Source organism: Bacillus sp. ok061, assembly GCF_900108285.1.
In the GTDB taxonomy this organism is placed as follows: Bacteria; Bacillota; Bacilli; order Bacillales; family Bacillaceae_G; genus Bacillus_A; species Bacillus_A thuringiensis_S.
Window position 1 is genome coordinate 69,392 of record NZ_FNUW01000004.1, and the last position, 23,005, is coordinate 92,396.

Genomic DNA, 23,005 nt, shown 5'->3' on the forward strand with positions numbered 1-23,005 from the left:
TCCCCCCTATTCTGCGTATACGTGCTTCAATGCATCTTCAGGTGCTGCATACGGAGCATTTTCTGCATATTCTGTTGCTTCATTTACGATATGCATAATTTCGTCTAACATTTGTTTTTCAAATTCCTCAGTTAACACACCAGCTTCTTTTAAATAAGCTGCAAATGTTATAATTGAATCTTTTTTCTTTGCTTCTTCTACTTCTTCTTTATCACGATAAACACGATCATCATCGTCACTAGAATGTGCTGTTAAACGATACGATACTGTTTCAATTAAAGTCGGGCCTTCACCACGACGGCCGCGATCTGCTGCTTCTTTTACAGCTTTATATACTGCAAGCGGATCATTTCCGTCTATTGTATATCCAGGCATACCGTAACCAATTGCACGATCTGATACGTTTTTACATGCTAATTGCTTTTCAACTGGAATAGAGATTGCATATTTGTTATTTTCACACATAAAAATAACAGGCAGTTTGTGTACACCAGCAAAGTTTGCCCCTTCATGGAAGTCACCTTGGTTTGAAGAACCTTCTCCAAATGTAACGAACGTTACTAAATCTTTCTTCTCCATTTTTCCAGCTAGTGCAATACCAACTGCATGTGGTACTTGTGTTGTTACTGGAGATGAACCTGTAACAATACGATTTTTCTTTTGACCGAAGTGACCAGGCATTTGACGACCACCAGAGTTTGGATCTCCAGCTTTCGCGAAAGCAGACAACATAAGTTCTTTAGCTGTCATACCAAATGCTAGTACAACACCCATATCACGGTAGTATGGTAATGCATAATCTTTCTCTCTATCAAGAGCGAACGCCGCTCCAACTTGCGCAGCCTCTTGTCCTTGACAAGAAATTACGAATGGAATTTTACCTGCACGGTTTAATAACCACATACGTTCGTCGATTTTACGTGCAAGTAACATCGTACGGAACATTTCTAATACTTGCTCATCACTTAAGCCAAGCTCTTCATGGCGCTTTTCTTTTACTTCTGCCATTTTTCATAACCTCCTAAATCCACATTTTTATGCGTGTAACGCTCTTCCATCTACAGCAAGTGCTGCTTCACCAATCGCCTCAGATAATGATGGATGCGGATGAATTGTATGTGCTACTTCCCAAGGTGTTGCATCAAGTACTCTTGCAAGACCAGCTTCAGAAATCATATCTGTTACATGCGGTCCAATCATATGAACACCAAGAATGTCATTTGTCTCTTCATCAACTACAAGTTTTACGAAACCATCTGATTCTCCGTATACAAGTGCTTTTCCGATTGCACGGAATGAGAACTTACCTACTTTTAACTTATAGCCTTTTTCTTTCGCTTCTTGTTCTGTTAAACCGACAGAAGCAACTTCTGGACTGCTATATACGCATTTTGATACCATAGAGTAATCAATCGGTGTAACTTCTTTCCCTGCAATATGTTCTACTGCAGCAATCCCTTCATGAGAAGCAACGTGAGCCAGTTGCAAACCACCGATTACATCTCCAATTGCGTAAATATGCGATTCTTTCGTTTGATAAAACTCATTTGTTTGAATGTATCCTTTTTCCACAACGATATCTGTGTTCTCTAAGCCAATATTTTGCGTATTCGCTTGTCTTCCTACAGATACAAGCATTTTTTCAGCTTTAAATTCTTTATTCTCACCGTTATGTTCAGCTTGGATTGTTACTCCATTATCTTTTACCAATGTTTCTGGTAATACTTTTGCACCAGTTACCACTTTAATACCTTTTTTCTTAAATAGACGTTGCATTTCTTTTGAAACGTCCTGATCTTCTAGTGGTAATATCGTTTTCGCATACTCTAATACTGTAACTTCTACACCGAAGTCAGCAAGCATAGATGCCCACTCAATACCGATTACACCGCCACCAACAATAATAATCGAACTAGGAAGCGTTTCCATTTTTAGAGCATGATCTGAAGACATTACGTACTCTCCGTCTAATTCTAAACCTGGCAATGAATTTGGACGAGAACCTGTTGCAACAAGTACATTTTTTGGAATCAACATTTCATTCTCTTCTCCACTTGCAAGTTCAACTGAAATTGTCCCTGGCATCGGAGAGAAAATAGACGGGCCAAGAATACGGCCAATACCTTCAAACACATCAATTTTACCTTGTTTCATTAAATGTTGAACGCCTTTATGAAGCTGCGTTACAATCTTCTCTTTACGCTCTTGTACTTTCGCAAAGTTTAGTTCTACATTGCTTGCAATAACTCCGAACTCTTCGCTTTTTTTAGCAGTTGCATATACTTCCGCACTACGTAAAAGAGCTTTACTAGGAATACATCCTTTGTGTAAACAAGTACCACCAAGATTTTCTTTTTCGACTAGTGCAGTTTTTAACCCTAGTTGTGATGCACGAATTGCAGCAACATATCCACCAGTACCGCCGCCAACGATGACTAAATCATATTCTTTTGCCATTATCTCAACCCCTAGCTACCGTTTCTTTTTCACGTACAACGTATTCTTTTGGAGCTTCTTCTTCACGTAATACACGAAGTGCTCCTTCTGCTAACGCTTCTAACTCATCTTCTCCTGGATGTACGATAACATCTGCAATCCAGTCCACTCGCTCTTTTATTTCATCGACAAGAATTTTACTGTATGCCAGTCCACCAGTTAATACGATTGCATCGATTTTCCCGTGAAGTACAGCGCTAGCTCCGCCAATCTCTTTTGCAACTTGATATGCCATTGCTTTATAAATAAGAGTTGCTTCAGGATCACCTTTTTCAACCATTTGCTCTACTTTTATCGCATCATTTGTACCGATTAAACTTACAAGTCCACCTTGTCCGACAAGTTTTTTAATCATTTCATCCCGGTAATACTCACCAGAGAAACACATTTCTACTAGTTGCCCTACTGGTACTGTACCAGCACGCTCTGGACTAAATGGTCCTTCTCCGTTTAAACCGTTATTCACATCGATTACTCTTCCTTTTTTATGGGCACCAACTGTAATACCGCCACCCATATGTGTAACTAATAAATTTAAATCCTCGTATTTATGATTTAACTGTTCAGCTACTTTACGAGCAACTGCTTTTTGATTTAATGCATGGAAGATACTTTTGCGTTCCATACCAGCAATACCACTTATACGAGCAACCGGCTCCATCTCATCTACAACGACAGGATCCACAATGAATGCAGGAATGTTTAATCCAGAAGCAATTTCATATGCTAAAATGCCTCCAAGATTTGAAGCGTGATGACCACTAAAGCCATTCTTTAAATCTTCTAACATCGCATTGTTTACTATATACGTACCGCCTTCGATTGGACGAAGTAATCCACCACGCCCACAAACAGCGTTTAATTTTGAAATGTTAATACCATGAGAATGTAGAACTTCTAAAATCGTTTCTTTTCGAAACTCATATTGGTCGATAATTCGCTTATATTTTCCAATCTGTTCTACGTCATGACGAATCGTTTCTTCTAGAACGGGTCTTTCATTATCAAAAACACCAATTTTTGTGGATGTACTACCTGGGTTAATAACAAGAATTCGATTTACAGACAATGTTGCTACCTCCACTAATAAATTCAAAAGGAAGTGGAAACCTCATAAGGGGTAACCACACCTTTTGTAAAAGTTATATATGAATGATTAGCGACGGCTAATAATATCGTGACCGTTGCGTAAGTAAGTGCTACGAGAATTTTTCAAGCTTGCAATGCGCTCTTCAGCTAGACGATCTGCCGCTACATAAGTTGCTATGCCATCGCGTTTTGAAATTTCGATTACTTTTGCAATCGTGTCATAAATAGACTCAACACGTTTTAGTGCACGTTCTCTATTGTATCCATATAATTCGTCCGCTACGTTAATTACGCCACCTGCATTAATTACATAATCTGGTGCGTATACAATACCCATTTCATGAATGATGTCACCGTGACGATCTTCTTTTAATTGGTTATTTGCAGAACCTGCGATTACTTTTGCTTTAAGTTGTGGAATAGTTTCATCATTAACTGTTGCGCCTAATGCACATGGTGCGTAAATATCGCATTCAACACCGTAAATTTCATTTGGTTCAACTGCTGATGCACCGAATTCTTCTACAGCACGTTGTACAGCTTCTTTATTAATATCTGTAACGATTAATTTTGCTCCTTCAGCGTGTAAATGTTTGCATAGGTGATATGCTACGTTACCAACGCCTTGAACAGCAATTACTTTTCCTTCTAAATTGTCAGTACCGAAAGCTTCTTTTGCAGCTGCTTTCATACCACGGTAAACACCGTATGCAGTTACTGGAGATGGGTTACCAGAAGAACCGAATGATGGTGAGATACCTGTTACAAAGTCAGTTTCTTCATGGATAATATCCATATCATCTACTGTTGTACCAACATCTTCAGCTGTAATGTAACGTCCGTTTAGTCCTTGGATATAACGTCCTAGTGCACGGAACATCGCTTCGCTCTTATCTTTACGAGGATCACCAATAATTACTGTTTTCGCACCACCTAAGTTTAAACCAGCTGCTGCGTTTTTGTATGTCATCCCTTTTGCAAGACGCAATGCATCTTCAATCGCCGCTTCTTCAGAATCATATGTCCACATTCTTGTTCCACCAAGAGCCGGTCCAAGTGTTGTATCATGAATTGCAATAATTGCTTTTAAACCAGATTCTTTGTCTTGACAAAATACTACTTGCTCATAATCATATTTTTCTAAGTATTCGAAGATTTCTAATGTCATTGTCGTTTCCCCCTAATGTTTTACCCTTTTTGGTTTATTTTGAAGCAGTCGCAACTGCCAATGCTAATGAATATACTTTTGTTTCTGCTGAATCAGCACGAGATGTTAAAACAATCGGTGCTTTTGCGCCAGCAATCATTGCTCCTACTTTTGCATCCGCAAAGTATACGAGTGATTTATATAGCACATTTCCAGCTTCAATCGTTGGGACGAGTAAAATGTCTGCCTTACCTGCTACATCACTTACTATGCCTTTATGCTCTGCTGCAATTTGTGATACTGCATTATCTAAAGCCAGTGGTCCATCAACGATACAATCTTTAATTTGTCCGCGGCGATTCATTTGTGTTAACATCGCTGCATCAATTGTCGCCTGCATCGCTGGATTCACAACTTCTACTGCTGCGATGGGTGCCACTTTTGGCAAGTCGATTCCTATTGCCCGGGCAACTTCTACAGTATTTTGTATAATAGCAGCTTTTTGTGTTACGTCAGGTGCGATGTTCATCGCTGCATCTGTAACGAAAATAAGACGATCGTAATTTGGAACTTCAAATGCTGCTACATGTGAAAGTACGCTACCTTTACGTAGGCCCCACTCTTTGTTTAACACAGCCTTCAAAATATTCGCTGTTGGGATGTTACCCTTCATAAGCACGTCTGCTTCACCATTTCTCACAGCTTTAACAGAAAGTTCTGCAGCCTCTGCATTAGACATTGCTGCAATCACTTCAACATGTTCTGAAGTTTGTAAACCATGTTCTTGTAGCATCCCCATTATTTTTTCTTGATTTCCATATAGACGAAATTGAGCTAGCTGTAATTTAATTGCTTTCGCTACAGCTTCAATTACTTCATGATCTTCAGCTACTGCTACAGCCACAGTTTTTTTAGGCTGTCCCGCTGCTTGATCAATTAAGTATTCTAACTTCATATTTTGTAATCAACCCTTTCCGTCGTCCCTCGTCTATTTATAAAGCAAATACCGTGCCAACTTTTAAAAGTGGTCTTACCAATAATGAAAACGCATTCAAAATGCAGTAAAATCAATACTTTGGAAAATAACAAAAGATTCTGTCTTATTTTGTCGCTTTTTGTATACCATGCAATAAATTGCACGGTACGCAATTTATTGCATGCTATTTTTTGCATAGTCATACTTTTCTAGCTTATAATATAAATTTCGAACGGAAATTCCTAACGCTTTTGCAGTTTGTGTTTTATTCCCATCAAATCTCTCCAAATATTCATGAATAATATTCCCTTCAAACTCTGTCACTAAATGTTCAAGTGGCTTTTCTTCTAATTCAGGTAATAAATGAGATTGCTTTGACTCCACCTGCTCTTCGTTATGTAATGGCGGTAAATGATGTACATCAATATAGATCTCGTTATAATTCATAAAAATAATTGCTCGTCCTAAAATATTTTCAAGTTCCCTCACATTCCCTGGCCATTCGTATGATTGTAAATATAAAATAGCTGAATCAGTGAGCCCTTCTACATTACGACCATAATCTTGATTAATTTTTTGAATCAATCTGTCCGCAATTGTCGGTATATCTCCTTTACGTTGACGAAGAGACGGAATTTGAATTGGAATTTTATTTAATCGATAATATAAATCCTCCCTAAACTTCCCTTCTAGAATAGCCTTTTCTAAATTCACATGTGTCGCTGCAATTACTCGAACATTAATAGGTATCGCTTTCGTTCCACCAACTTTTACAATTTCTTTTTCCTGCAATACACGAAGGAGCTTCGCTTGTGTATTTGCAGATAACTCCCCTATTTCATCTAAAAAAATACTACCGTTATTCGCTTCCTCAAAGAACCCACGTTTCCCGCCTCTTTTCGCTCCAGAAAACGCTCCTTCCTCATAACCAAATAATTCACTTTCTAACAACGTCTCCGAAATGGCCGCACAGTTTACACGGACGAATTTATTGTATTTTCGATTACTTCCATTATGGATTGCATGTGCAAACAATTCTTTACCAGTCCCAGATTCACCGCGTAACAGTACCGTTGCCGGTGTATTCGCTCCTAGCTTCGCCTGTTCGATAGCTGCCGTTGTTTCATCTGAATTTCCGACAATATCATCAAAAGAATATTTCGCTTCTAATGTGCGAATAATTTGCCTCGCTCTATTCAATTCATTTGTTAACTTTTGAATTTCCGACACGTCACGGATAACGCCGACGCTTCCTTTCAATATTCCATCCACAATAACTGGCGCTACGTTTACAATTACATCGCGCTTTTTTTGCCCAATCTTCATATGTATTCCGCGCACCGCACGACGCGTTCGAAGTACTTTCATATGCATACTTTCGCCTTCTACAATATCAGTTGTAGCAGGCTTCCCAATAATATCTTCTTCTGTTAAACCCGTTAATTTCGTATATGCCGGGTTAATGACTAAACCTCTTCCTTTTTCATCCACAACCGAAATCGCTTCTTCAGATGAGTTAATAATCGCCTCTAATAATGTTTGAATTTCTTTTAAGTCTGTAACTTCTTCCGCTAAATCTACAACTTCTGTTATATCTTTAAAAATTGCAAATGCTCCTTGTACCTCTCCGCCCTCTTTTAATATCGGTATACGCGTTGTAATAATTTTCTTTCCATTCTCTAATGTTAGTTCATAATTTACTTCTATTTGTTTCGTACGTATAATGCGAAGTAATTTACTAGTCGGAATAACTTCTAAAATATATTTTCCTATCACCTCTTCTTTTTTATATCCGATAATACGCTCTGCACTTTTATTAAAAAGACGAACTTGTCCCTCTCGATCAATTACGATCATACCGTCATGCGTAGAATTTAAAATTAATTCTCCTTGTTGCGTTTGTTCCTCTAACCGCCCAATTAACCCTTCCTTCTCATGCGCTAATCCTGTAACAATTTTTGCAATATCACCTGGTATAAGAAGAGTGTCTTTTTTCTTTTTTTCCAATAAAACTTTATGTACATCATCTTCACCTGTCATATCAAATATTACATCGATATGCATAGAAAGAAATGGAGTTACACTTTCTCCAATTGCAATCCCATATTCCTTAGCAATTTGTAATCCTTTTGCCACCGGATTTATATCAATAATCCCTATAATTTGAAATATATTCGAACTTTGTAACAGATTCAGCAGTGCGCTCCCACCTTCACCTGCACCAACAATTAATACTTTTTGTTTCATATATTACACTTCCTCTCGAAGTAGCTCTGCAAATTTTTTCACACCTTTATCTTACTCGTTCAGCAACCTCTTGACAAACCACCTTTCCATATAACATCATTAAAATACACGAAATAATCTGAAAAGGAGCGTTATGTATGCAGCGTTACGTTGCTCTACTATTAGCACTCATCCCTATTTCATTAGCTGTGTTTGGTATAAAGTTAATGAGAGATACTGTATTTGGGATTCTATTTCCACCAATCTCTATACTGTGGTTACAATTTTTAATCGGCGCTCTCTGCTTCGGGCTCGGGTTTTATATTTTTGGCGGCTTCGTCGTACACCGAGATCGTAAACGAAATAAAGTACAAGCTCGCTTTAGAAGATAGGAAGGCCCCACTATTTATAAATAAAAAATGAGACCGTTCCACACGGTCTCATTTTTTTATTGGCAATAACGTTCTTGCCGTTTCAGGGTAATCAGTAATAATCGCCGATATATTCATATCAAAATATTTACGCATAAGCGTTTCTTCATTAATTGTATAAGGGCGAACCTCTACACCACTTTCCATCGTTAGTTCGGCAATAGCATCTTGAAGGTAACGATAATTCGGATGTACTGCTGTAGCCCCCATTTTTTTCGCGTATGCCCACGGACTATGCAAACCTTCGCGATATAAAATTGCAGTTTGAATATCAGGAGCCATCATATGGCACCGTTTCATACTGTAGTGATTAAACGAAGAAAATACAACGCGATCCTCTAAACTAAATTTCCGTACAAGCGTTATAACTTCTTCCTCTAAACCTCTGTATGGAATTTTATTATTTTTAAGTTCAATATTAAGTAGCAAACTCGTTTGTTCAAGCCACTCTAATACCTCTTCTAAAAGTGGTATTTTACAAAAACCTACTTTATCACCAAATTTATAACTTGCATCTAACTTGCATAAGTCCTCATATACATAATTCCGAACCGCACCTTTTCCATTTGTTGTCCGGTCCACCGTTTCATCATGAATGACGACAACTTTTCCATCTTTCGTTAATTGAACATCAAGTTCAATTCCATCCGCTCTAAAAGACTCAGCCGCTTCAAATGAAAGCATTGTATTTTCTGGGTACGTTCCAGCCGCACCACGATGCGCAAATATAAGAGTCATCCTCACTCCCCCAATCTTATGCTATACTATACGAAAAAGGAGGTACTTCTATGAGACCATTGCAAATTTCTCCAGATACTGCAGTCCGCTTATCAAAAGCACTAGGTGTTCCACTTGAACAACTCATGCATATGCCGCAACACATTTTAATTCAAAAGCTAGTTGAATTAGAAAAACAAAATAAAGACGAAGAATAATACAGTCCTGTTTTGCAGGGCTTTTTATTATTTTCTATTATATCACGGATGACTTCCCTGCTAAAATCCTTTAACAGATGTGCTACGATGCAATTTAGCCGTTCCTTCATCATTTAATAGTCTGCTTTCTTTTTTGTTGCAAGTCATAAAGAAAGCAGACTATTTATTTATAAGCCCCCATTGCGTCCTTAAACACGATCATAAAAAACTAGAAACCCTTTATATTATTTTTTATTGAACGTGCGGAGCATCCCCTGATTCGTATAGTTCTTTCGCTTTTCCCTCCCCGAATGTAGTTAAAATATAATGTTGCTCTTCTACCGCATCCATCGCTCTAGTTGCTTTACAAACGTTATCTTCTTGAACATCCGAGAAATAATTGTGATCTTCTACAATTTTACTAAAATCTTTTTGTGCCCATCTATTAGCAATTGCTAAAAGCTCATTTTTCTTCGCAAAGCTACTCTGATTTATGATTTCTTTTAATTTTTTAGCATTATTTTGAATCATTGGGATAGAGCCCGATTTTCGTTCTGCCACTACTTTTTGATGAGTCATGCGATGCATCGCTGTAATAACTTCTCTTTCAGTAGAATTTTCAGTAACATACACATCAACAAAGACCCCATCTACCTCTCTACCTACTATTGTTTGGTCTTCTTTTTTATCTATTTGAGCGCTCACTTCTTTATCTACTGGATTATCGGCAAGTTCTAACATTCCAAATGTAACTGCAATAGCAAGAACTCCCATAGCTGCTACTATTCCTAGCCAAGTTGAAATTTTATTTTTCATTCCCCTTCCCCCTATCTATATCTATTTAATTGTCTTATAAAAAACTCACTTACATGTAATATTACTAAAAATAGGTTTTATTTTCCATGATATCAAATAATCTCTTTTTCTAAACAAAATAAAAAAACCAACGAATTATAACATCCATTGGTCTTTCATTAAAAAGTTTATTAGTTTTAAAATTACTGTCGAGTATAGAGTTCCAGCATGCAAAGGGTTTTACTAAAACGAAAACCCTTTGCTACTTCTACTCTCAGCTAGCTTTATGTTCAAGTCTCAGCTTATCCGCAACCATTGCGATAAACTCAGAATTCGTAGGTTTTGCTTTTGACATGGATACTGTATAACCGAATAAGGACGAAATAGAATCAATATTCCCACGGCTCCAAGCTACTTCAATCGCGTGACGAATTGCGCGCTCCACACGGCTTGCTGTTGTATTATATTTCTTTGCGATATCTGGATACAATACTTTCGTAATCGATCCTAATAATTCGATATCGTTGTATACCATGGAGATTGCTTCTCGTAAATACATATATCCTTTAATATGAGCGGGTACACCAATTTCATGAATGATACTCGTAATACTCGCATCTAAGTTTTTCGGTTTTCCATCTACTGTTGTTGCTGATCGGAATGATGGTAGTGGACGTTTAATCATAGCGTTTGCTTTACCACTCACTTGACGAATATGACTCGTTAAATTCTCCATATCAAATGGTTTTAATATGAAATATGAGGCACCTAAGTCAACTGCTTTTTTCGTCACATCTTCTTGCCCGAATGCTGTCAACATAATTACGCTAGGCTGTTTTAACCTTTCAATATGTCGCATTTTTTCCAATACAGCTAAACCATCTAAGTGTGGCATAATAATGTCTAAAACGAGTACATCAGGTTGCTTATCTGTTAATAAGTTTAAACACTCTTGACCATTATAAGCAGTACCGATTACTTCCATATCATCTTGAGCGGCTACATAGCTCTCTAACATTGATACTAGTTCTTTATTATCATCCACAAGACATACTTTAATTTTCTCCACAGCTTTTCCTCCCTTACCGAATCGATTCTCCGACATGTGTATCCTTCTAGGCTACATGAATTGTTCGACAATTGTGTGAAAATTCCCTTTTAAAGTTTCTTACTTTCCGATAAAATCACAAAAAAATATGTTTATCGTTCATTTATTCCCTTTCGCAACACATTCCATCATAGAAATACAACGAAACGTTCAACCCTTTTCTTTTATTTTACAACAAAAAACACCTCTTGCGGAGCTTTTACAAAATTTCAACGAATTTTTCAACAGAAAAAGCGAGCTAATATATATATATTAACTCGCTTTTTTCTCTTGATCATAAATATTAATTCCAGCTTGATGTAACATCCATTCAATATGAACACCATATCCTGATGTTGGATCATTTACAAATACATGCGTAACAGCACCAATTACTTTTCCATTTTGTACAATTGGACTTCCGCTCATTCCTTGTACGATACCGCCCGTTTTCGCTAATAGACGTTTATCTGTTACTTTTATTACCATACCCTTTGTGGCTGGGAATTTTTGTTGCACTGTACTAACAACTTCAATATCAAACGCTTCTACTTTATCTTGATCAATAACTGTTAATATTTTTGCCGGTCCTTCTTTTACTTGATGAGATAATGCGATAGGCATCGGTTTATCCATTATACCGTTTTTCATATTCGTATTTAATTTGCCAAAAATACCATATGGACTATTAATTGTAATATTACCAATCACTTCACGATCTGGTGAGAATCTTGCTAATTTCTCCCCCGGATTCCCATGACTACCTCTTTCAATTGATGTAACTGTCGAGCGCATAATTTGTCCATCTTCGACTTGAATTGGCTTTTTCGTATCATTATCAGAAATAACATGACCAAGTGCCCCGTATTTCATAGAATCTGGATGAACAAATGTCATCGTTCCAATTCCAGCTGCCGAATCACGGATATACAAGCCAATTCGATAAGACGATTCACCGTTGTCTTTTTGTGGAGTTAGCTTCGTACGAATATATTTTCCATCTCTTAACAATACAAGATTAAGCGGTTCACCTGTTTCTCCACTATTATGAACAAACGGTGCTACATCACTCATTCTTTCAATTGTTTTACCATTAATTTCAGTAATCATATCTCCAATTTGTACACCTGCTGTTTCACCAGGAGATATTTTACCCTTTTCAGTTTGAATTAAATGATGGCCTACAACAAGTACACCTTTTGTATTTAATTTCACACCAATTGATTGTCCACCTGGAATCACTTTAAAATCTTTTAACACTCTCACATTTACTTTTTTCACTGGAAAACCAGCAAGCTGAAATACCATATCAGCTTCACCATTTTGATGAGAATTTACCATAAGTCCTTGTTTTTGTTCATTCGAACTCACTGTAAATACATGACGATTTGTGGATGAAGCTTTGAAAACTGGTAATGATGATATTTCTGATTGTTGTCCTTCAAAAACAACAAGTTGTTTCGGTGATGAAATAAACGTTCGAAGCGGTTTAAAACATCCAATAAAAACTAAAGAAACAAGGAGACAAAGACCTATTATTTTTCGAAATTTTTCTAATTTCAACTTGTTCACTCTCCTCGCTCCTACCCCACATTCAGCCTCTTGGCTTCACTTTTTAATCTCTCCTTGCAGTGCATTATTTATAACCGGAAGAATTAAGAAATCGTCATTTGAGAAAAAAAGCTATCCATTACTGGATAGCCTCTGCTGTCTGTTTAAAATGATGCGCTTGCGTAAGTAATTCTTTCGCATGCTCTGTCGTTAAATCTGTGATTTCTACACCAGAAATCATTCGAGCTATTTCTGTTACTTTATCCTCCATAGTTAAAACAGTAACTGATGTAATTGTACGATCATTCGCTACTTGTTTTCGAATAAATAAATGTGAATCCGCCATTGAAGCTACTTGAGGTAAGTGCGTAATACAAAGTACTTGCGAGTTTACTGATACTCGATAAATTTTTTCCGCAATAGCCTGTGCGACTCGGCCACTTACACCCGTATCCACTTCATCAAAAATAACAGATGCAACCCCTTGATGCTTAGAAAAAATGCTTTTTAAAGCTAAAATAATACGAGATAACTCTCCGCCAGAAGCAACCTTTGAAAGTGGTTTTAGCGGCTCTCCTGGGTTCGTTGAAATATAAAATTCCACATGATCGTAACCATCCGCCGTAAGTCTTACCGGTGCACCTTCCACAAGGGGTTCTTCTGCATTTCCTTCTCTCTTCATAATTCTCACTTCAAATTTCGTTTTTTCCATATATAATTCTTTTAATTCCTGATGAATTGCATTTGTAAGATGTTCTGCAAGCTCATGACGCATATTACTTAACAACGTTGCTTCTTTCAGAATAACACTTTCTAATTCCTTCAACTGTTTCTTCGTCGTTTCAATATGAACGTCTTTATTTTCAATTGTAAAAATTTCCTGTTCAATTTTATCTGCATACGCTAAAATCTCTTCTACAGTATTTCCATATTTTCTCTTTAGCATACGAATTTCATTCAAACGTGTTTCGATCTCATCTAAACGATTTGGATCATATTCCATCATATCGAGCTTTTCTCTCAGTTGATAGGCAACCTCTTCTAATAAGTAGTAGCTATTTGCAATTGAATCATAATTCTCTTGATACACTTCATCTAAATGTGTAATACTTTCCATTTGCCCCATTGCACTTCTTACATTATCTAATCCTTTTCCGTCGGCACTTAACGAACGATATGCATCACCTAACGCTTTATAAATCTTTTCAAAATTAGAAATTTGCAATCGTTCCTCAGTTAATTCATTTTCTTCATCCATCTTTAAATCCGCCTTGCGAATTTCTTCATGCTGAAATTGAATTAAATCTAGGCGATGTGCCATTTGTTGTTCATTTTCACTTAACGATTTCAATTGTTTTTTTAATTTTTCATAGTCAGCGTATACGTTTTGATATATATCTAATTGTTTAACGATTCGATCCCCATCAAAGTGATCAAGCATAAAAAGATGTCGTTCTTCATTCATTAAATCTTGCGTTTCGTGCTGTCCATGAATATCAACAAGTGTTTTCCCAATTTCTTTTAATATGCTAAGTGTAACAAGCTTCCCATTTACACGACATACACTCTTCCCGTTCGCAGCAATATCACGCTTTAAAATAATCATGCCATCTTCTATTTCTATATCTAACTCTTCTGCCTTTTCAATACATGGATGCTTCTCATCTTCAACATAAAATAGCCCTTCAATCTCAGCCTTTTCTGTTCCATATCGAACAAATTCTGCTGACCCACGGCCACCTACAAGTAAACTAATTGCATCAATAATAATCGATTTTCCGGCCCCTGTTTCACCGCTTAAAACCGTTAAACCTTTTTGAAAAGAAATATTTAATGCTTCAATAATAGCAAAGTTTCTAATCGATAATTCCGATAACAATGCCCCATTCACCTCGTTATAAAATAATCCCTTACTAAAGGATTTTCTCAGTTCTTCATTCAAATAATCATGCTATATATTTGTATGTATATACTCTTCTAACCCGCTTCATTGTACCAAACATTCGTTTTACGGGTCAATCCATCTATTTTCTAACTTTATGCAAACAAAATATTATATTACAATTGAACAAGATATTTTTAACCAATAAAAATATCTTGTTCACTTCCCACTTTACGATGGAAAGCAAACAAGATTTTTTGTTACAACATATTTAAGAAACGATCAGAGACAACACCTGTATCGTCAGGTGTACGGCAAATAATTAAGCAAGTATCATCACCACAGATGGTTCCGATGATCTCATCCCACTCTAAATGATCAATAAGTGCTCCAAGTGAATGAGCGTTACCAGGCAATGTTTTTAGCACAAGCATATGTCCTGCCGTGTCTAATTTTACAAATGAATCCACTAGATTTCGTTTTAATTTTTGTAACGGGTTAAATCGTTGATCTGCTGGCAAGCTATATTTATAGCGTCCATCATGCAATGGCACCTTCACTAAGTGCAGTTCTTTAATATCGCGCGATACTGTTGCTTGCGTTACATTAAATCCCTCATTACGTAAAATATCAACTAATTCATCTTGTGTTTCAATTTCTTTGTTTGCAATAATTTCCCTGATTTTAATATGGCGCTGACCTTTATTCATACATTTGCACCTCACACTATCTCTTACCATAGTTTAAACATTGGTATACTTCACTTATTTATGTTAACTTATAATTCGTTTCTTGTACACAATTGTTTTTACAATCATTATACAATTACAACAAAAAGAGGAACAACATATGTTATTCCCCTTTCCCTTTTTGTTTTAGAACGTCATGCGCTTCTGTAACAACTTGCTCTATAGAAATTGGAGAATGATTTTCGCCATTCTCACGTTCACCATGCCATTTCAGGTGAATTAAAAATTCAATATTACCATCCCCACCCGTAATTGGTGAGAATGTTAAACCTTCCACATCATAGCCTTCTTTTAAAGCAAACTCGACAATCATTTCTACAACAGCTTCATGTACTTTTCTATCACGAACGATACCTTTTTTCCCAACTTGCTCTCTTCCAGCTTCAAACTGAGGTTTAATTAACGCTGCTACATCCCCGTTAGGCATAAGCATTGTTTTTAAAACTGGCAGTATAAGCTTTAATGATATAAATGAAACATCAATACTTGCAAATTGAGGTAAACCACGTTCTAAGTCTGCTGGTGTCACGTAACGGAAATTTGTTCGTTCCATTACAACAACACGCTCATCTTGACGTAATTTCCACGCTAGTTGATTGTATCCTACATCTAATGCATAAGATAATTTCACTCCATTTTGAAGCGCACAATCTGTAAAGCCACCAGTTGATGAACCAATATCTATCATAACTTTATCTTGTAAATCAAGATGAAATGTCTCTAATGCCTTTTCAAGTTTATAACCACCACGACTTACATACGGCATAACTTGTCCCTTCACCGTAATCTCAGTATCTTGCGAGATTTTCTCTCCTGGCTTATCAAGTCTCATTTCATTTGCATATACGAGTCCCGCCATAATGGCGCGCTTTGCTTTCTCACGCGTTTCTATAAGTCCTCGCTCTACTAATAGTACATCTACTCTTTCTTTTTTTATGCTCATTTGTTACGCCCTTTTTTGTTTTGATGGAATCATTGTATGAATACGGTCTACGACAGCATCTGTCGTTAAACCAATTTCTTCTAATAATTTTGTTACACTTCCGTGCTCTATGAAGCGGTCTGGAATACCCATTCGTTCAACTAATGCACTATGGTAACCATTTTCAGATGCAAATTCAACTACTCCTGTTCCAAAACCACCAATTAAGCAAGCTTCTTCAATCGTTAAAATCGGTATATTCTTTCCTAGAAGATCATGTAAATATGCTTCATCCATTGGTTTAATAAAGCGAGCATTCACTACTTTCACTGAAACTCCAGCTTTTTCAAGACGCTCAGCGGCTTCCATTGCCATTGGTATTGTCGTACCAAACGTTAAAATAGCTGCTTGTGTACCCTCTTTTAACGTCTCCCACGTACCGATCGGAATCGCCTTTAATTCTTCATCCATATGAACGCCAAGTCCATTACCGCGCGCATAACGCAATGCGATTGGTCCATCTTCATATTTCATCGCCGTATAAACTAAATGTTGCCCTTCATTTTCATCTTTCGGCATCATAAGCACCATATTTGGCAAGTGACGTAAGAATGAGATATCAAATACGCCTTGATGCGTTTCACCATCTGCTCCTACTAATCCTGAGCGATCTATTCCAATGAAAACATTTAGATTTTGGCGGCATATATCATGAACAACTTGGTCATATGCTCTTTGTAGAAATGTCGAATAAATTGCTAAGAATGGCTTCATTCCTTGCGTTGCCATACCTGCTGCCATTGTTGTAGCATGCTGTTCTGCAATACCTACATCAATCATACGATTTGGGAATTCTTTTTGGAATTTCTCAAGTTTTGATCCAACAGGCATTGCAGGTGTAATTGCTACGATACGCTCATCCGCTCTCGCTAGCTTAAGTACTGTTTCACTAACAACAGCACTCCATGCTGGTGCAACTTCTTTCGGCTTAACGAAGTCACCTGATTCAATTTTATAAGGTCCTGTTCCATGCCAAGTTCCAATAACGTCACTCTCGGCCGGTTTATAACCTTTTCCTTTTTTCGTAATAACGTGAACAAGCACTGGGCCTTTTGTTTTCTTTGCATATTGCAACGTTTCGAATAACTTTTCATAATCATGCCCATCGACTGGACCTAAATATGTAAAGCCTAACTCTTCGAAAAAGACACCAGATACTAGTAAATATTTAAGACTATCTTTTATTTTCTCTGCTGTCGCAGCCACTTTCCCGCCAACTGCTGGGATTTTCTTTAATATATACTCTAATTCATCTTTTACCCAGTGATATTTTCCTGCGGTACGTAAACGACCAAGTACATTATGGAGCGCACCAACGTTTGGTGCAATTGACATTTCATTATCATTCAAAATAACAATCATATCTGTCTTTTCATGTCCAATATGGTTCAATGCCTCTAAAGCCATTCCGCCTGTTAAAGCACCATCTCCAATAATTGGTATAACATATTCTTTCGTTTTCTTTAAATCACGTGCCAGAGCCATTCCCATTGCAGCCGATAACGATGTCGAGCTATGACCAGTTTCCCATACGTCGTGCTCACTCTCGCAACGTTTCGGAAAACCACATAGGCCTTGATATTGCCTTAATGTACCAAACTCTTTCGCGCGTCCAGTTAAAATTTTATGTACATAGGATTGATGTCCTACATCCCATAAAAATTTATCTTGCGGGCTATCAAATAATTTATGCAGAGCAATTGTGAGTTCTACTACACCTAAATTAGGTGCAATATGTCCACCTGTTTGAGAGAGCTCTTCAATTAAAAACTTACGAATATCCTCACTCAATCCCTCTAGTTCACTGATAGACATATCTTTCAAAAAACTAGGGTTTTGAATTTGCGTTAGATCCACATGGATCACTCACTTTCATTTCATAATCTGTCAACATGTCAAATATTATAAAAAACATTTACACAAAACAAGAAATTCTCTTTTCTATTTTTCGTCTTGTCCCGACATTAACCAGTCTATTGCGCCCTAATCCTATTATAAACCATATTTCTTTAGGCGATGAAAAAAATAGCCGCTAACACGAAGTGATAACGGCAATGTAATCTACATATATTTTTGCCAATAACAAGAAAAGAAAAACCTTTTCCTACAGTTATATCATAAAATGATGAATGACTCAACAAATGAAAACGCTGTTATATTAGTTATTACGTTTTGCAATTAAATCGCAAATAGATAGTAAATATTCATCTTGTAATTGCAAGGAGCTAATCGCACCTTTTGCTTCTGCAATTGTTTCTTCTAAAATATCCTTTGCTCTATCTACAGTAAACAACGTCGTATATGTGCTCTTTTCGTTAGAAAGATCACTACCAATCGGTTTCCCAATCTCTTCTTCGGTTCCTTCGACATCTAAAATATCATCTCGAATTTGGAAAGCTAGACCGATATATTTGGCAAACGTAAGCAATTTTTCTTCTTGCTCTTCTGTTGCATCAGAAAGTATCGTACCCGCAAGTACAGCAAACTCAAGCAGTTTTCCCGTCTTATGTTTATGGATGTACTCCAGTTCATCAATCGTAAGGCGTTTCCCTTCAGCTTCCATATCTGCCACTTGTCCGCCAACCATTCCTTCTGGTCCTGCTGCTTTTGCAAGTTCAAGTACAAGTCTTACTTTTTTTTCGGCAGAAATTTCTTTTTGCTCATATGCCATAATAACTTGAAAAGCATACGTCAATAAGCCATCTCCTGCTAAAACTGCCATCGCTTCACCAAATACTTTGTGATTTGTGGGCTTTCCTCTTCTTAAATCATCATCATCCATACAAGGTAGATCATCATGAACTAAAGAATATGTATGAATCATTTCAAGAGCACAAGCTGCACCTATTCCAAGATTTCTTTCTTTCCCAAACGCTTGTAATGTTGCAAACAAAAGTAACGGGCGGAGACGTTTTCCACCCGCTTCCAAAGAATATGCCATCGCTTCACGAAGTACATTTGGACATTGTAATTCATTTGCATAGCTTACAAGTTTCTCTTCTACGAAAGTTTTACTTTCTTTCAAAAAAGTATCAAAAGCAATCGTCACTATGCTTCATCTCCTACAGCAGTAAACGGTTCAAGCTCTCCATCTTCCCCAAGAATAACTGCCATTTGTTCTTGTACATTCTTCAACTTCTCATCACAAAGCTTAGATAACTCCATGCCCTCTTTAAAATAAGAAATCGCTTCTTCTAACGGTACGTCACCTTGTTCTAGCTTAGAAACAAGATGCTCAAGTTGCGAAATTGCCTCTTCAAAGCTTAATTTATTTTCCATTATTCAATTCACGCTCCTCTATGCCTGATACGCTACAATCTAGTATTCCATCTTGTAATTGAACTGAAACAGCATCTCCAAGGCTTACATCTTTCACACTTTTTAACACTTGCTTCTCTTCATCATATACAAGCCCGTACCCTCTCATCATTACTTTAAGCGGACTTAACGCTTCAAGTTTTTGAGCAGCTCTTACAAAGGCAAATTCTTTCGTTTGAAGTAACGTTTGCATTTCACGTTGTAATTGCTTTTGCAACGTTTCAACAGCTACCTTCGTTTGCATAATTTTTTGAGATGGGTGGTGCTTCTCTAAATAAAATGAAAGTTGCTTTAACTGATTCACCTTTTTATCAATATAGCGCTCTTTAGCTAAAACAAGCTGTTCTAGCGCTCTATCTAATTGCTCTTCCTTTTGCTCATATACTTGTCTTGGATAACGGAACGCATACGATCTTTGCAACACTTGTAGTTTTTCTTCTTTTTTATGTACTAACTCTCTCATCGCTCTTTGCAATCTCAGAGTTCTTTGTAATACCTTTTCTTGTAACTCTATAATGTTAGGTGCTGCCAGCTCAGCTGCTGCAGTCGGTGTTGGCGCGCGTAAATCTGCAACAAAATCTGCGATTGTAAAATCCGTTTCATGGCCTACTGCCGAAATAATAGGAATTTCACTCTTAAAGATTGCTCTTGCAACCATTTCCTCATTGAAAGCCCATAATTCCTCAATAGAACCTCCACCACGGCCAACGATTAGTACATCTATCTCTCCCATTTCATTCGCTGTACGAATCGCTTGTACAATCGAGGGAGCCGCTGACTCCCCTTGTACAAGTACCGGAAATACAATAACATTCCCAATTGGATAACGACGTTTAATCGTTGTTATAATATCACGAATCGCTGCTCCTGTTGGCGACGTAATCACACCTATTGTTTTAGCGTAAGGAGGAATTGCTTTTTTATAAACTTGAGAAAAAAGTCCTTCTTCTTCTAAACGAACTTTTAACTGTTCGTACGCTAAATGTAAATTTCCGACTCCGTCAGGCTGCATGTCTTGAATATAAATTTGATAAGAACCACTCGCCTCGTAAACAGAGATTTTCCCTTTCACGAGTACCTTCATCCCATTTTCAGGTTTGAATTTAATATTACGATTATGACCCGCAAACATAACCGCTGCGATTCTTGCATTTTCATCTTTCAATGTAAAATACATGTGGCCACGGCTATGATTTTTAAAGTTGGAAATTTCACCTTTTAACCAAACAGACTGCAAATGCGGATCATATTCTATTTTTGTTTTTATATAGCGTGTTAACGCTGTAACGGTTAAATATTGCTTCTCCATTTCTCTCTCCTCATAGCCGACTCAAATTATTTACAAACGACACCTGCACGTTTGGCAGATTCAACAGTATTATGAAGAAGCATTGTGATTGTCATTGGACCAACACCCTTTGGCACAGGTGTAATGTAACCCGCAACATTTAACACGTTGTCAAAGTCAACATCACCACAAAGTTTACCTGTTTCTAAACGGTTTACACCAACGTCAATTACAACCGCTCCTTCTTTAATATAATCCGCTGTTATCATTTTAGGTCGTCCAACAGCTACGATTAAAATATCCGCTAACTTCGATAACTCTTTCATATTTTGCGTCTTAGAATGACAATATGTGACAGTTGCATTTTCATTTAAGAACAATTGTCCCACTGGTTTACCGACAATATTACTTCTTCCAATTACTACTACATGTTTTCCAGAAATATCAAGATTTGTTTCTTTTACTAATTCTACGATACCATGCGGTGTACATGGAAGGAATGTATCTTGTCCCGTCATCATACGTCCCACGCTGATTGGGTGAAATCCGTCTACATCCTTTTCTGGTGAAATTCTTTCAATGATAGCTTTTTCTTCAATATGTTTTGGTAAAGGTAATTGCACTAATATGCCATTAATGCGGTCATCGCCATTTAAGCGATCGATTTCAGCAAGCAAGCGTTCCTCAGTAATTGTTTCAGGAAGTTCAATTAGCTCTGAGTAAATCCCTACTTGTTCACAGCCTTTTTCTTTTCCTTTTACATAAGAACGAGATGCTGGATCTTCTCCAACTAAAATAACTGCTAATCCTGGTACAACCCCTTGCTCTTTCAACTTCACAACTTCTTCTGTTAATTGTGCTCGTTTTTTCTCCGCAACTTCATTTCCTTTGATGATTACTGCTACCATTTTAAGATTCCCCCTTAAAGAATTTACAGTGTATCTTTTATATTAGATAAAACGCCGTTAATAAAACGACGAGATTCCTCATCCCCAAATGTTTTAGCAATTTCAATTGCTTCGTTAATTGTTACGTTGTGTGGAATTTCTTCCATGTACTTCATTTCATACACAGCTACACGTAAAATACTGCGATCAACAATACTAATACGCTCAAGCTTCCACTTTTTTAAGTTTTGACGAATCGCTTCATCGATTGCTTCTTTATTTTCTACAAAACCTACTACAAGTGACTCTAGAAACTCATTTGTTTCTTCGCCTTCATCTAGCGTGTTTTCCACTGCTACTTTCGGTTCTAATTCACCTGTAATATCCATTTGGTATAATGCTTGCATTGCTCTTTCTCTAGCCGTCCTACGTTTCATTGTAACTCTCCTTTATGCTTCAAGTCTTTCCTTATACTTTGTTATATTATTATAATTTATAAGCCGTCAATTCACTTACTCTTACAGTTTTCATTGATTTTCCAACCTTATAATACAATGATAATAACACAATTTATCGTTTCACACACGGGTTACAAGGCTGAAAAATAATAAAAAGATTAACTTCAAGTTCCATATCTTATCACAATGTACGTTTTTTGGAAAAACGACACATTTCCTTATTTATTTCTTATTTTTTGAAATAGTATAATAATTAGAGGGTTGTAATTTGTGAAGAAATGAAACGATAAAAAAGATGCCTATGTTACTAGGCACCTTTTCATTCTTACACTGGTTCGATTTCTGTTTTTTGTGTTTCGAATGTTACGCCAACGATGTGAACATTCACTTCTTTTGGCTCAAGTCCTGTCATTGTAAAGAGCGCTTGGCGAATATTGTCTTGAATCTTTTGTGCAACAACTGGAATTGCTACACCAAAATACATTACAACATAAAGGTCAACGATAATATCTTCGTTTGCTAATTCAACCTTTACACCTTTACCATGATTTTTCTTACCTAACTTCTCAACAACATCTGTAGCAAAATTACCGCGCATTGCCGCTACACCTTCTACTTCAGCAGCTGCAATACCTGCAATTACTTCAATTACTTCTGGTGCAATTTCTACTTTACCAAGAGTTGTATCTTGACCCATATCTAACATATGTTCAGCCATGAAAAAAACCT

Annotated in this window: 22 protein-coding genes; 2 read left to right on the forward strand and 20 right to left on the reverse strand. The window is 37.0% G+C overall.

The genetic code is table 11. The annotated features are described in order from the left end of the window. Window positions 1-6: 6 nt before the first annotated feature. From bfmBAA to C4S65_RS07230, 6 genes are all read right to left on the reverse strand, one after another. Complete coding sequence (gene bfmBAA / locus C4S65_RS07200; RefSeq protein WP_000852549.1) at window positions 7-1,008, reverse strand: 3-methyl-2-oxobutanoate dehydrogenase subunit alpha; 1,002 nt, start codon at window positions 1,006-1,008, stop codon at window positions 7-9. A 27-nt stretch (window positions 1,009-1,035) separates the two neighbouring features. Then, window positions 1,036-2,457 carry a dihydrolipoyl dehydrogenase gene (gene lpdA, locus C4S65_RS07205; protein WP_001051295.1) on the reverse strand — a complete coding sequence of 474 codons (1,422 nt, stop codon included), beginning with the start codon at window positions 2,455-2,457 and terminating at the stop codon, window positions 1,036-1,038. A 4-nt stretch (window positions 2,458-2,461) separates the two neighbouring features. Further along, the gene (buk, locus tag C4S65_RS07210; RefSeq protein WP_000115776.1) at window positions 2,462-3,565 is read right to left on the reverse strand and encodes a butyrate kinase; all 1,104 of its coding nucleotides are present in this window, start codon (window positions 3,563-3,565) and stop codon (window positions 2,462-2,464) included. 87 nt (window positions 3,566-3,652) lie between these two features. After that, window positions 3,653-4,753: a leucine dehydrogenase gene (locus tag C4S65_RS07215; protein ID WP_000171355.1), complete on the reverse strand. Its 1,101-nt coding sequence runs from the start codon at window positions 4,751-4,753 to the stop codon at window positions 3,653-3,655. 34 nt (window positions 4,754-4,787) lie between these two features. Then, window positions 4,788-5,687 (reverse strand): phosphate butyryltransferase, encoded by a 900-nt coding sequence (gene yqiS / locus C4S65_RS07220; protein WP_000764675.1) that lies wholly within the window; start codon window positions 5,685-5,687, stop codon window positions 4,788-4,790. A gap of 195 nt (window positions 5,688-5,882) precedes the next feature. Next, entirely contained in the window at window positions 5,883-7,955 is a 2,073-nt protein-coding gene (locus C4S65_RS07230) for a sigma-54-dependent Fis family transcriptional regulator (protein WP_000810980.1), read from the reverse strand. 137 nt (window positions 7,956-8,092) lie between these two features. Here C4S65_RS07230 and C4S65_RS07235 point away from each other — a divergent pair, with 137 nt between their 5' ends. Further along, window positions 8,093-8,326 carry a DUF2627 domain-containing protein gene (locus tag C4S65_RS07235; protein ID WP_001190212.1) on the forward strand — a complete coding sequence of 78 codons (234 nt, stop codon included), beginning with the start codon at window positions 8,093-8,095 and terminating at the stop codon, window positions 8,324-8,326. Window positions 8,327-8,374: 48 nt separating this feature from the next. On the opposite strand, the gene C4S65_RS07240 is transcribed toward C4S65_RS07235, so the two are convergent. Next, entirely contained in the window at window positions 8,375-9,103 is a 729-nt protein-coding gene (locus tag C4S65_RS07240; protein WP_000172594.1) for a glycerophosphodiester phosphodiesterase, read from the reverse strand. A gap of 50 nt (window positions 9,104-9,153) precedes the next feature. Between C4S65_RS07240 and C4S65_RS07245 the strand changes: the two genes are divergently transcribed. Further along, entirely contained in the window at window positions 9,154-9,300 is a 147-nt protein-coding gene (locus tag C4S65_RS07245; protein ID WP_001247671.1) for a YycC family protein, read from the forward strand. Window positions 9,301-9,531: 231 nt separating this feature from the next. On the opposite strand, the gene C4S65_RS07250 is transcribed toward C4S65_RS07245, so the two are convergent. From C4S65_RS07250 to C4S65_RS07315, 13 genes are all read right to left on the reverse strand, one after another. Then, window positions 9,532-10,095: a PRK06770 family protein gene (locus tag C4S65_RS07250; protein WP_086407232.1), complete on the reverse strand. Its 564-nt coding sequence runs from the start codon at window positions 10,093-10,095 to the stop codon at window positions 9,532-9,534. Between the two features lie 253 nt (window positions 10,096-10,348). Beyond that, on the reverse strand, window positions 10,349-11,143 hold the full coding sequence (gene spo0A / locus C4S65_RS07255; protein ID WP_011110369.1) for a sporulation transcription factor Spo0A: 795 nt from the start codon (window positions 11,141-11,143) through the stop codon (window positions 10,349-10,351). Window positions 11,144-11,434: 291 nt separating this feature from the next. Continuing rightward, window positions 11,435-12,733, reverse strand: coding sequence for a SpoIVB peptidase (spoIVB, locus tag C4S65_RS07265; RefSeq protein ID WP_003307836.1), 1,299 nt, complete (start codon window positions 12,731-12,733; stop codon window positions 11,435-11,437). Between the two features lie 118 nt (window positions 12,734-12,851). Continuing rightward, complete coding sequence (gene recN, locus C4S65_RS07270) at window positions 12,852-14,591, reverse strand: DNA repair protein RecN (RefSeq protein WP_000947762.1); 1,740 nt, start codon at window positions 14,589-14,591, stop codon at window positions 12,852-12,854. Between the two features lie 263 nt (window positions 14,592-14,854). Further along, window positions 14,855-15,304 carry an arginine repressor ArgR gene (gene argR / locus C4S65_RS07275; RefSeq protein ID WP_001032580.1) on the reverse strand — a complete coding sequence of 150 codons (450 nt, stop codon included), beginning with the start codon at window positions 15,302-15,304 and terminating at the stop codon, window positions 14,855-14,857. Between the two features lie 142 nt (window positions 15,305-15,446). Continuing rightward, window positions 15,447-16,286: a TlyA family RNA methyltransferase gene (locus tag C4S65_RS07280; protein WP_086407233.1), complete on the reverse strand. Its 840-nt coding sequence runs from the start codon at window positions 16,284-16,286 to the stop codon at window positions 15,447-15,449. A 3-nt stretch (window positions 16,287-16,289) separates the two neighbouring features. Next, complete coding sequence (dxs, locus tag C4S65_RS07285; RefSeq protein ID WP_000366456.1) at window positions 16,290-18,182, reverse strand: 1-deoxy-D-xylulose-5-phosphate synthase; 1,893 nt, start codon at window positions 18,180-18,182, stop codon at window positions 16,290-16,292. Between the two features lie 301 nt (window positions 18,183-18,483). Continuing rightward, complete coding sequence (gene ispA / locus C4S65_RS07290) at window positions 18,484-19,374, reverse strand: (2E,6E)-farnesyl diphosphate synthase (RefSeq protein ID WP_098838508.1); 891 nt, start codon at window positions 19,372-19,374, stop codon at window positions 18,484-18,486. Next, entirely contained in the window at window positions 19,374-19,604 is a 231-nt protein-coding gene (xseB, locus tag C4S65_RS07295; RefSeq protein WP_000428424.1) for an exodeoxyribonuclease VII small subunit, read from the reverse strand. The genes ispA and xseB overlap by 1 nt, the downstream gene beginning before the upstream one ends. Continuing rightward, window positions 19,594-20,952 carry an exodeoxyribonuclease VII large subunit gene (gene xseA, locus C4S65_RS07300; RefSeq protein WP_061666301.1) on the reverse strand — a complete coding sequence of 453 codons (1,359 nt, stop codon included), beginning with the start codon at window positions 20,950-20,952 and terminating at the stop codon, window positions 19,594-19,596. The genes xseB and xseA overlap by 11 nt, the downstream gene beginning before the upstream one ends. Before the next feature lie 26 nt (window positions 20,953-20,978). Beyond that, window positions 20,979-21,839 (reverse strand): bifunctional methylenetetrahydrofolate dehydrogenase/methenyltetrahydrofolate cyclohydrolase FolD, encoded by an 861-nt coding sequence (folD, locus tag C4S65_RS07305; protein ID WP_061666300.1) that lies wholly within the window; start codon window positions 21,837-21,839, stop codon window positions 20,979-20,981. Between the two features lie 23 nt (window positions 21,840-21,862). Beyond that, window positions 21,863-22,255 carry a N utilization substance protein NusB gene (gene nusB / locus C4S65_RS07310; protein WP_000830247.1) on the reverse strand — a complete coding sequence of 131 codons (393 nt, stop codon included), beginning with the start codon at window positions 22,253-22,255 and terminating at the stop codon, window positions 21,863-21,865. 346 nt (window positions 22,256-22,601) lie between these two features. Beyond that, complete coding sequence (locus tag C4S65_RS07315) at window positions 22,602-22,994, reverse strand: Asp23/Gls24 family envelope stress response protein (RefSeq protein ID WP_000807630.1); 393 nt, start codon at window positions 22,992-22,994, stop codon at window positions 22,602-22,604. Window positions 22,995-23,005 lie beyond the last annotated feature (11 nt).